Genomic DNA, 10,837 nt, shown 5'->3' with positions numbered 1-10,837 from the left:
AAGAGCTAAGCTACATTTTGTGAATGATAACTAGGAGGAGCCGTGTGCGTGAGTAGCGCAAGCACGGTTCTGTGAGGGGGGAGAATACAATCTACCGAGAGGTAGAGAGGTTCTCTTCTACTCGACTCAAGGGAAGTTTTTAAAAGGGATATAGAAAATAATATTGTAAAATCCATAAGAATTAGACTTTTAATCTAAAAACACTCTAAAATACAAAACAGTGGGAAACGAATGATTCCCACTGTTTTGTACGTTATTTAGTTGGTTTTATCTATAATCGCTTTGAAAATTTGATTGATTGATTTTAGCTAACAAATGTTGAGCCTAAAAGCAATGCACCACCAAGCATTTGAACAAATGTCATTTGTGCTTGCAAGATAACAGCTTATAGGGAATGCTGCCATAGCAGCCACTTCCGAGGTGGGCTTGTACACCGACCCACCACCATTTTTTAATTTTCAATATCCACATCAAAATCCTGATCTTGACTTTGTTCTTGATCCTGATCTGCTTCAGCACGTGTGCGTACGCGCGCAACTGTTCTTGCATCAACATTGATCCGAATATCTAAATCAGAGTTTCCGCTGTCTTTCACTTTAGCGATATTAACATTTCGGTTATTGTTGCGGTTTCTGCTTTCATTTTCGTTATCTAATTCGTTGTCAATATCACTTTCGAAGTTCAAATCAGCATCTGCTCTTGCACGGCTATCAGCTTCAGAATCACCGTTTCCATTACCTTTTCTAAATCCTGAAAACAATCCCACAGCACTTCACTCCTTTTCCGTTTAGCTACTTTATATATATTCACTAAGAAAATCGTTGTATGGACAAATTTTCTGATTGATTCGTGGAAATTAAGACAGAAAAAAGGGCATATTCTAAAAGAACTTATTCTTGTAATTCAAATACCCATTATTAATCTTGATAAAATAAAGATAGAGTCACAATGTACAGCTGCTGATTTCGAAAACCCGAAGCAGAGTGCTGTTCCTTTTTTATTTAATTGAAGCTAACACCATTTTATAGTGTCTCGGCACGAAATGTCTTACCAAGTTCTTTCCCTAAACTAAAATAGTGCCGAAAGTTATAGATGAGCGGACTCCACTTCCTCGGATCCACATAATTTTCACTCAGAATAATGTCCTCATGAGCATGTACATGGAGAGCTTGAGTTTCAACAATTGCAAAAATTGATGAATACTCTGGAGTTCGAATATGCTGAACCTTTGCTTCAATCTGCAAAGGACACTCCTGAATTCTGGATGGTTTTACAGATATTGATTCAATAGGAGATAACCCGCTTGTGAGATACTTATCCTTTTGAAATAAAAAGCCGTGCTCTTTTTTGTAGTCGGGGACAGGGTTTTTTCCAGTAAAAGGGGCGAGTCGCTCAACGTTCTCCCAAAGGTCCGGATTGGGAATATTGATGACACATTCTGGATGTCTCTCAAGATTCTCAATTGCTTTTCCTCCTAAACCTAATCCCAAAATGATATGATCTCCTAACGCAAAGGAGGATGATATGGGACTTATATTGACCGTACCGTCCTCATTCAGCGTATTTAACAGAATCACTGGTGTTCCATAATACAAAATTTTTGGTTTGATTTCTTGGGTTTTACAACTTTGACCTATCATTGTATGTTTTCCTCCTTTTCTTTCATCCATCTTATTGTAGTTTATAGAAACTTCCACTTTCATCGAAATATGGATTCCTTTAACTCACTAAATAAGTCTGATCATTCATACACTTGGCTTTTCTGAAATAAAATTCAGTAACAAGAAAGCCCCTATTCATTTAACGTTTTACAGCATTACTATTTATTTTTGTATGCGCTTACATGAATGTCATGTATAATATAAAAAGGGAGGCGGAAATCCATGATCAAGTCTAATCTCGTTCAAACACAATCTGTAAAACTAGCGATGACACACGAGTTACGACAAGCCATCGAACTGCTTCAATTTTCTTCCCAAGAGCTGATTGAATTTTTAGAAGAAAAAGCCCTTGAAAACCCTTTGATTAAACTCATTTCTCCGAAAAAAAACACATTCAGTAAGGATTCAAAAACTTGGATTGAACAAATTTGCTGTTCTGAAACTTCATTAGCTGATTCCCTCATTCAGCAGCTTTCGTATCAGAAGCTATCTCCAATTGTTAAAAGCAGAGTGGTTTATCTTATTCATTGTTTAGACGAGAATGGTTATCTAACTATTTCATATAATGATGTTTTGGAAACTTACCCATCTATGAGAGTAGAGGAATGGGATTATTACTTATCAATCCTGCAAGGTTTGGAACCTGCCGGCGTTGGTGCACGAAACCTCCAGGAATGCATAGTGCTGCAAATGAAAAAGCGAGGATTCGCTTCTCATGAAATAGAACTGATTGAAACTCATTTTGAATTATTTGCTCACAAGAAGTGGTCCTCAATCAGCCAAAAGCTAAATATCCCCATCGGAGAGATTCAGGAGCTGGCAGACAAAATAGCAACACTCGATCCGAAACCAGGCAGCCGCTTTGGCAAAGGGATTTCGGATTATGTAACGCCAGACTGTGTCGTAACAATGGAAAATGGCGACTGGACGATTCGATTTGTTGAGGATCATCTGCCAAAGGTGCAGTTGGAAATCAACTATTATCAAAGATTAATTGAAAATCGTGACTCCTCGGTTCAGGACTATTTAAAAAGAAACCTATCTGATTTTCGATGGTTAGTAAAAAGCATGGAATCACGGAAATCGAATCTTAAGAGGATTATATTAGCTATTTTAAAAAGACAAGAGGCCTTCTTAAAAAACGGCCGTTCGTCAATTCAGCCGCTTACGATGCGGGAAATTGCAGAAGAGTTGAATATCCATGAATCGACTGTGAGCCGGGCAGTGAGAGAAAAGTATATCCAGACCCCACATGGAACGATTCACTTAAAATCTTTATTTTCTGCAAGGCTTTCTGACCAGAATGAAGAACTAAGTGCTGAAAAAGTGAAGCAAATGATTTTGCAAATCGTGGAAAAAGAGGATAAACTAAATCCGTTATCTGATCAGCAAATTGCTGACCAGTTAGGCTGCCAATCTGTTGCGATTTCAAGGAGAACGGTCGCAAAATACCGGGATCAGCTTGGCATTCTGCCTTCGATAAAACGAAAAAAATTCATATAGAGAGAAAGGGACAATCCTACGTGAAGACCGTTCAGTTTTATACAAGAGAGAGATGTGGACTTTGCCGAGATGCAAAAACAATTTTAGAGCTTTTACAGGAAGAGATCCCATTTAACATAGAAGAAATTGATATTGAATCAGACGATTACTTGGTTGAAGAATATGGATTGAAAATTCCTGTGATCAAGATTGATGGCGTTGAGGTTCAGTATGGACAAATTGATTACGTGAGTCTTAGAGAAAGCCTAATTTCTGAAAAATAAACTGAAATAGTTGCATTCAACATGTCCCCCTGTTAAAATGAAACTGTCACAAGGGGTGATTTTTTTTGGAGTCAGTGGGACATAATATGTCTATGCGGGACATTTTTTGACCACTTGTCGTTATGAGGTGAACGAATGACAAATCAGCTTCACACCATGCAAAAGCTTTTGCCTGATTTAATGCCGACTATTGAGAGACGATATCACATTCTGAAGTACATAAATCGGATGCAGCCGGTCGGCAGAAGAAGTTTAGCTCAAAGTCTTGGACTGACAGAACGTGTATTGCGGTCTGAAGTCGATTTGCTGAAAAAGCAAGGGCTGATAGAAGTGACAACCAGCGGCATGTTAATCACATCGAGCGGTACCGAAGTGATTCGGGATTTAAATTTGATGATGGAAGAAGTTTCGGGAATTGACCGTCTCAAACAAAAAATCCGAGAACGCTGGAAAATCCAAGATGTGATTATTGTACCCGGAAATAGTGATGAGTCACCTTGGATAAAAAATGAGTTGGGAAGAACCTGTGCAAATTGTATGAACGACCACCTTTTGGGAAAAAATATCATCGCTGTGACTGGTGGTACGACCATGGCCAAAGTAGCCGAAATGATCACTCCCGAGTTTACTGATAAAGACATTCTTTTTGTTCCGGCTCGCGGGGGAATCGGTGAAGATATACAAAATCAGGCAAACACGATTTGCTCAATGATGGCTCAAAAAGCCGAAGCGAAATATAAGGTGCTTTATGTACCGGATCAGCTAAGCCCTGATGTATATGAAAAAATGGTAAATGAACCACAAGTCAGTGAGGTTTTATCCTTAATTCAAAGGGCAAATATCGTTCTCCATGGAATTGGAGACGCGGTCACAATGGCGAAAAGAAGAAAAACTCCAGAAGAAGATTTTAATAAAATCTTAAATGGGAAAGCTGTTGGAGAGGCTTTTGGATATTATTTTAATGAACATGGTGAAGTTGTTCACAAGGTACAGACTATTGGAATTCAATTAGAAGATTTAGAGAACATCCCAAATGTAATTGCAGTTGCGGGCGGTGCGTCAAAGGCCAAAGCGATTCGTGCCTATATGAATCAGGCGCCATCCTCAACGATATTAATTACGGATGAAGCATGTGCATACGAACTATAAAGAAATAAGGGTCATTTAAAAGTCACCCCTTATATACAAGCTGTTTTTTAAAAAAAGGAGGAACTATTCATGGCAGTAAAAGTAGGTATTAACGGTTTTGGCCGTATCGGACGAAATGTTTTTCGTGCAGCTCTTGAGAATCCAAATGTAGAGGTTGTAGCAGTTAATGATTTAACTGATGCCAATATGTTGGCTCATTTGCTTCAATATGATTCTGTTCACGGAACTCTTCCGCAAACTGTATCAGTTGATGGTGATTATCTTGTAGTTGGAGGACACCGTGTTAAAGTATTAGCTGAACGTGACCCTGCTCAGCTTGGCTGGGGCGACCTAGGCGTTGAGGTAGTCGTAGAGTCTACAGGACGTTTTACAAAACGTGCAGATGCTGCTAAACACTTAGAAGCAGGAGCTAAGAAGGTTATTATTTCAGCTCCGGCAAACGAAGAAGATATTACCATTGTTATGGGTGTTAACGAAGATAAATATGATCCGGCTAATCATCACGTTATTTCAAATGCATCATGTACAACAAACTGCTTAGCTCCTTTCGCTAAAGTATTGAACGAAAAATTTGGAATTAAGCGCGGAATGATGACAACTGTTCACGCCTATACAAACGATCAGCAAATTTTAGATTTACCGCACAAAGATTATCGCCGTGCTCGTGCAGCAGCAGAATCTATCATTCCAACTACAACTGGAGCTGCAAAAGCAGTTGCACTTGTTTTACCTGAGTTAAAAGGTAAATTAAACGGAATGGCAATGCGTGTTCCTACACCTAACGTTTCTGTGGTTGACCTTGTGGCTGAATTAGAAAAAACAGTAACAGCTGATGAAGTAAACGCAGCTCTAAAAGAAGCAGCGGAAGGAGAGCTAAAAGGAATTTTAGCGTACTCTGAAGAGCCGCTTGTTTCAAGAGATTATAATGGCAGCAAAGCATCTTCAACCATTGATGCCTTATCTACTATGGTATTAGAAGATAATATGGTGAAAGTCATTTCTTGGTACGATAATGAAACTGGTTACTCTAACCGTGTCGTTGACCTAGCTGATTATATTGGGAAACAAGGATTATAAGAGAGAATGGAAGGGAGCAGGGGCCTGGTCCCTTTGCTCTTTTTTCTTGCACTCTAAGAAAGTATAAGTGCAAATAGGCAAGTGCCTGCGCATAAAAGCTGGGCACTAGCCAAGTTTTCTTTATGAAAATTTCCTCTTTACATAAAGAATCAGTTAAAATAGGAATGAAAAATTTGCCACGATGGAGGTCACTGCCTATGAATAAAAAGACCCTAAAAGATATTGATGTTAAAGGAAAACGCGTCTTTTGCCGCGTTGATTTTAATGTCCCGCTGAAGGATGGGAAGATTACCGATGAAACGAGAATACAAGCGGCTCTTCCTACTATTCAATATTTAAAAGAGCAGGGCGCAAAAGTAATTTTGGCCAGTCACCTTGGTCGGCCGAAGGGAGAAGTGGTTGAAGAGCTGCGCCTGACACCTGTAGCTGAACGCTTATCTGAGCTGATCGGAAAAGAAGTGAAGAAAGCGGATGATGTTGTGGGACCTTCCGCACAAGCATTAGTTGAAAGCTTATCAGCGGGCGATGTTCTATTATTGGAAAATGTCCGTTTTGAAAAAGGCGAAGAAAAAAATGATCCGGCACTGGCAAAGGCTTTTGCCGAAATGGCTGATGTATATGTCAATGATGCTTTTGGTGCAGCTCACCGTGCTCATGCCTCAACCGAAGGAATTGCCCATCACCTGCCAGCGGTAGCAGGATTTTTAATGGAAAAAGAAATTGAGATTCTTGGAAAAGCCCTTGAAAATCCTGATCGTCCGTTTACTGCGATTATTGGCGGTGCAAAGGTTAAAGATAAAATCGGAGTCATTGATCATCTCCTGGATAAGGTGGATAACCTTATTATTGGCGGCGGTTTGGCTTATACGTTTATTAAAGCAAAGGGATATGAAATTGGAAAATCTCTCTTAGAGGAAGACAAAATCGACCTAGCCAAATCCTTTATGGAAAAGGCAGAGAAAAATGGTGTGAACTTTGTTCTGCCAGTCGATGTCATTGTAGCTGATGATTTTTCTAATAATGCTAACACAAAAGAAGTGTCGATTGAGGAAATCCCAGCTGATTGGGAAGCACTCGATATTGGACCTAAAACGCGCGAGCTTTATAAAAACGTAGTAGAGGATTCGAAGCTTGTGATTTGGAATGGACCAATGGGTGTATTTGAACTTGATTTATTTGCCAATGGCACGAAGGCTGTAGCTCAAGCTCTTGCCAATGCGAAGGATACAACAACTATTATTGGCGGCGGAGACTCAGCAGCAGCTGTAGAAAAGTTTAACCTCGCCGAGCAAATGTCTCATATTTCTACTGGCGGTGGTGCTTCACTAGAATTTATGGAAGGAAAAGAACTTCCTGGAGTCGTAGCACTTAACAATAAATAGGAGAGGATGGTTGATATGCGCAAACCCATCATCGCAGGAAACTGGAAGATGCATAAAACCTTACCTGAAGCTCTGAGCTTTTTTAACGAAGTCAAAAGTTTAATTCCTGATTCAGATGTTGTTGATTCAGTCGTTTGTGCACCTGCACTATTTTTAGGACAATTAGCAGAGCTTGCAAAGGACACTAATCTTAAAGTAGGCGCACAAAACATGCACTTTGAGGATCAGGGAGCTTTTACAGGCGAAATAAGCCCAGTCGCGCTAAAGGATCTTGGTGTTCAGTATGTTATTATCGGTCACTCTGAACGCCGTGAAATGTTTAATGAAACTGACGAAAGCGTCAATAAAAAGGCTCTCGCCGCTTTTAAACACGGACTCACACCAATCATTTGTGTCGGTGAAACGCTGGAACAGCGTGAAAATGGTGAAACTAAAGATCTTGTAGCTTCTCAGGTCAAACAAGCCTTAGAAGGGTTAACGGGCGATCAGGTAAAGGAAACTGTTATTGCGTATGAACCAATCTGGGCAATTGGGACAGGCAAAACGTCCACGGCAGAAGATGCGAACGAGGTATGTGCCCATATTCGAACAACAATTGCCAATCAATTTTCAAATGATGTTGCAGAAGCTGTTCGAATCCAATATGGCGGCAGTGTAAAACCCGCTAACATCAAAGAGCTAATGAGCATGTCAGATATTGACGGGGCATTAGTTGGCGGTGCAAGTCTGGAAGCCCAATCCTTCCTGCAGTTACTGGAGGCAGGTTCTAATGAGTAAACAAGCTCCAGTTGCTTTAATTATCTTAGATGGATTTGGCTTGCGTGAGGAAACGAAAGGGAATGCAGTTGCTCAAGCCAAAAAGCCCAATTTTGACCGCTATTGGAATGAGTTCCCTCATAATACACTAAAAGCAAGCGGTGAAGCAGTAGGCTTGCCAGAAGGACAAATGGGAAACTCGGAAGTAGGTCATTTAAATATCGGGGCCGGGAGAATTGTCTATCAAAGTCTAACGAGGGTTAATGTCGCCATCAGAGAAGGAGAGTTTGCCAAAAATGAAACCTTCCTTGGTGCCATCCAGCATGTGAAAGAAAAGGGTACCAATCTTCACATCTTTGGTTTATTGTCTAGCGGAGGGGTACATAGCCATATCAATCACCTATTCGCACTTCTTAAGCTAGCAGCAGATCAAGGTGTTGAAAATGTATATATTCATGGCATATTAGACGGCCGTGACGTAGGTCCGCAAACAGCCAAAACGTTTATTGAACAAACCCAAGAAAAAATCAGGGAATACGGGGTTGGCCAATTTGCAACGATTGCCGGAAGATACTATTCCATGGACCGTGATCAACGCTGGGAACGTGTTGAAAAATCCTACAGGGCGATGGTTTACGGCGAAGGTCCAACCTACACAGACCCTATCGCATGTGTCGATGATTCCTACAAAAATGAAATCTATGATGAATTTGTAATACCATCAGTAATTGTAAAGGAAAATGGCGAGCCCGTAGCTACGATTAAAGACAATGATGCGGTAATCTTCTATAACTTCCGTCCTGACAGGGCGATTCAAATTTCAAATACCTTTACCAATCAAGATTTCCGTTCTTTTGATCGAGGGCCAAAACATCCAAAAAACCTATACTTTGTGTGCTTAACTCATTTTAGTGAAACGGTTGACGGCTATGTGGCCTTTAAACCAGTCAGCATGGATAACACCTTAGGGGAAGTGCTTTCCCAAAATAACTTAACCCAGTTGCGAATTGCTGAGACTGAAAAATACCCGCATGTTACCTTCTTTATGAGCGGCGGCCGGGAAAATGAGTTCCCAGGAGAAGAAAGAATACTTATAAATAGTCCGAAGGTAGCCACTTATGATTTAAAGCCTGAGATGAGTGCCTATGAAGTAACGGAAGCATTGCTAAATGAGATTAATCAGGATAAATTTGATGCCATTATCCTAAACTTTGCCAATCCCGACATGGTAGGGCATTCCGGAATGCTTGAGCCGACCATTAAAGCAGTGGAAGCAGTAGATGAATGCTTAGGCAAAGTGGTTGATTTAATTTTAAGTAAAGGCGGAACGGCCATCATTACGGCAGACCACGGTAATGCAGATGAAGTCATCACACCAGAAGGGACGCCGATGACGGCACATACTACCAATCCTGTGCCAGTCATTGTTACCAAGAAAGGAATTACCCTACGCGATGGCGGAATATTAGGTGATTTAGCACCAACTATGCTAGATTTATTACAGGTCGAACAGCCAAAAGAAATGACAGGAAAAACATTAATTCAATCAAAATAAGGAGAGATTCTAATGCCATTTATTGCAGACATTTATGCTCGTGAAGTACTTGATTCTCGTGGAAATCCAACTGTTGAAGTAGAAGTGTATACAGATTCTGGAGCTTTTGGCCGCGCACTCGTTCCAAGCGGTGCTTCTACTGGTGAATATGAAGCGGTTGAGCTTCGTGACGGTGATAAAAGCCGTTATCTAGGGAAAGGAGTTCTTCAAGCGGTTCAAAATGTAAATGAAGTGATCGCTCCTGAATTAGAAGGCTTTAACGTGTTAAACCAAGTGGCAATTGACAAAGCCCTCATTGAATTAGATGGAACTGAAAACAAAGGAAAACTAGGCGCTAATGCGATATTAGGTGTATCCATGGCATGCGCTCGCGCTGCTGCAGATTATCTTGGTGTTGAACTGTATCAATATCTTGGCGGATTCAATGCGAAGCAGCTTCCAGTTCCAATGATGAACATCCTAAATGGCGGTGCTCACGCAGACAACAACGTAGACATTCAAGAATTTATGGTTATGCCCGTTGGTGCTGAAAGCTTCAGTGAAGCACTTCGCATGGGTGCAGAAATTTTCCATAGCTTAAAATCCGTTTTAAAAGCCAAAGGCTTAAACACTGCTGTTGGAGATGAAGGCGGATTTGCTCCAAACCTTAAATCCAATGAAGAAGCGTTACAAACGATCATTGAAGCCATTGAAAAAGCCGGTTATAAACCAGGTGAACAAGTAAAATTAGCAATGGACGTTGCTTCATCTGAACTTTACAGCAAAGAAGACGGAAAATATCACCTTGCCGGTGAAGGGGTTGTCAAAACTTCTGAAGAAATGGTTGCCTGGTATGAAGAGCTGGTTTCTAAATATCCGATCATATCTATTGAAGATGGTTTAGACGAAAATGACTGGGCTGGTCATAAGCTGTTAACCGAACGTATTGGTGATCGTGTTCAATTAGTCGGTGACGATTTGTTTGTTACGAATACGAAGAAGCTGGCTCAGGGAATCGAGCAGGGTGTTGGAAACTCAATCTTAATTAAAGTCAACCAAATTGGTACATTAACAGAAACTTTTGATGCAATTGAAATGGCTAAACGCGCTGGATATACTGCGGTTATCTCCCACCGCTCTGGTGAAACAGAAGACAGCACGATTGCAGACATCGCTGTTGCAACAAATGCGGGACAAATTAAAACGGGTGCACCATCCCGTACAGACCGTGTTGCGAAATACAACCAATTGCTTCGTATTGAAGATACATTGGATGAAACAGCACAATATTTAGGAATCAAAGCATTCTATAATTTAAGATAAGAAAATAAAATGGTTGGTCCTAATTAAGGATCAACCATTTTTTTACAGCGAATATCGAGGTGTCCATGTGCTGGCCCCTGAGATTTGTTTTGGCAGATATAGAATCCGTTATTTCATTAAAAACCGCTATTTACTGAACACAAAGGACATATAATCCATTATTTGACTATAAACAGCAACAAATGGGGT

The 10,837-nt window shown here is 40.5% G+C and carries 10 protein-coding genes; 8 read left to right on the top strand and 2 right to left on the bottom strand.

What is annotated here, in order from left to right; translation table 11 throughout:
- Positions 1 to 451 precede the first annotated feature (451 nt).
- Both MLE14_RS13730 and MLE14_RS13725 read right to left on the bottom strand, forming a co-directional pair.
- Positions 452 to 766: a hypothetical protein gene (locus MLE14_RS13730; RefSeq protein ID WP_243298958.1), complete on the bottom strand. Its 315-nt coding sequence runs from the start codon at positions 764 to 766 to the stop codon at positions 452 to 454.
- A 256-nt stretch (positions 767 to 1,022) separates the two neighbouring features.
- Positions 1,023 to 1,640: a flavin reductase family protein gene (locus MLE14_RS13725; RefSeq protein WP_243298957.1), complete on the bottom strand. Its 618-nt coding sequence runs from the start codon at positions 1,638 to 1,640 to the stop codon at positions 1,023 to 1,025.
- Between the two features lie 243 nt (positions 1,641 to 1,883).
- Here MLE14_RS13725 and rpoN point away from each other — a divergent pair, with 243 nt between their 5' ends.
- The 8 genes from rpoN to eno all read left to right on the top strand — a co-directional run bounded on the left by rpoN (position 1,884) and on the right by eno (position 10,648).
- Complete coding sequence (gene rpoN / locus MLE14_RS13720; RefSeq protein ID WP_243298956.1) at positions 1,884 to 3,164, top strand: RNA polymerase factor sigma-54; 1,281 nt, start codon at positions 1,884 to 1,886, stop codon at positions 3,162 to 3,164.
- Positions 3,165 to 3,184: 20 nt separating this feature from the next.
- Complete coding sequence (locus MLE14_RS13715) at positions 3,185 to 3,427, top strand: glutaredoxin family protein (protein WP_243298955.1); 243 nt, start codon at positions 3,185 to 3,187, stop codon at positions 3,425 to 3,427.
- Between the two features lie 135 nt (positions 3,428 to 3,562).
- Positions 3,563 to 4,576, top strand: a complete 1,014-nt coding sequence (locus MLE14_RS13710; RefSeq protein ID WP_243298954.1) for a sugar-binding transcriptional regulator — start codon at positions 3,563 to 3,565, stop codon at positions 4,574 to 4,576.
- A gap of 69 nt (positions 4,577 to 4,645) precedes the next feature.
- The gene (gene gap / locus MLE14_RS13705) at positions 4,646 to 5,653 is read left to right on the top strand and encodes a type I glyceraldehyde-3-phosphate dehydrogenase (RefSeq protein WP_243298953.1); all 1,008 of its coding nucleotides are present in this window, start codon (positions 4,646 to 4,648) and stop codon (positions 5,651 to 5,653) included.
- Positions 5,654 to 5,850: 197 nt separating this feature from the next.
- Positions 5,851 to 7,035 carry a phosphoglycerate kinase gene (locus MLE14_RS13700; protein ID WP_243298952.1) on the top strand — a complete coding sequence of 395 codons (1,185 nt, stop codon included), beginning with the start codon at positions 5,851 to 5,853 and terminating at the stop codon, positions 7,033 to 7,035.
- Between the two features lie 15 nt (positions 7,036 to 7,050).
- Positions 7,051 to 7,812 (top strand): triose-phosphate isomerase, encoded by a 762-nt coding sequence (gene tpiA, locus MLE14_RS13695; protein WP_243298951.1) that lies wholly within the window; start codon positions 7,051 to 7,053, stop codon positions 7,810 to 7,812.
- Positions 7,805 to 9,346, top strand: a complete 1,542-nt coding sequence (gpmI, locus tag MLE14_RS13690; RefSeq protein ID WP_243298950.1) for a 2,3-bisphosphoglycerate-independent phosphoglycerate mutase — start codon at positions 7,805 to 7,807, stop codon at positions 9,344 to 9,346. Before tpiA ends, gpmI begins: the two co-directional genes overlap by 8 nt.
- Positions 9,347 to 9,358: 12 nt before the next feature.
- A complete protein-coding gene (eno, locus tag MLE14_RS13685; RefSeq protein ID WP_243298949.1) occupies positions 9,359 to 10,648 on the top strand; it encodes a phosphopyruvate hydratase in 1,290 nt (429 codons plus the stop codon).
- Positions 10,649 to 10,837 lie beyond the last annotated feature (189 nt).

The sequence above is a fragment of the Bacillus litorisediminis genome, from assembly GCF_022808645.1.
GTDB classification, from domain to species: Bacteria; Bacillota; Bacilli; order Bacillales; family JC228; genus Bacillus_BF; species Bacillus_BF litorisediminis.
This window is presented reverse-complemented; position numbering and strand designations above follow the sequence as displayed.

Bases quoted from the DNA above. Each gene is read 5' to 3' on its own strand.
- MLE14_RS13725 (WP_243298957.1), bottom strand. From the start codon at position 1,640: ATGATAGGTCAAAGTTGTAAAACCCAAGAAATCAAACCAAAAATTTTG.
- rpoN (WP_243298956.1), top strand. From the start codon at position 1,884: ATGATCAAGTCTAATCTCGTTCAAACACAATCTGTAAAACTAGCGATG.
- MLE14_RS13710 (WP_243298954.1), top strand. From the start codon at position 3,563: ATGACAAATCAGCTTCACACCATGCAAAAGCTTTTGCCTGATTTAATG.
- gap (WP_243298953.1), top strand. From the start codon at position 4,646: ATGGCAGTAAAAGTAGGTATTAACGGTTTTGGCCGTATCGGACGAAAT.
- MLE14_RS13700 (WP_243298952.1), top strand. From the start codon at position 5,851: ATGAATAAAAAGACCCTAAAAGATATTGATGTTAAAGGAAAACGCGTC.
- tpiA (WP_243298951.1), top strand. From the start codon at position 7,051: ATGCGCAAACCCATCATCGCAGGAAACTGGAAGATGCATAAAACCTTA.
- gpmI (WP_243298950.1), top strand. From the start codon at position 7,805: ATGAGTAAACAAGCTCCAGTTGCTTTAATTATCTTAGATGGATTTGGC.
- eno (WP_243298949.1), top strand. From the start codon at position 9,359: ATGCCATTTATTGCAGACATTTATGCTCGTGAAGTACTTGATTCTCGT.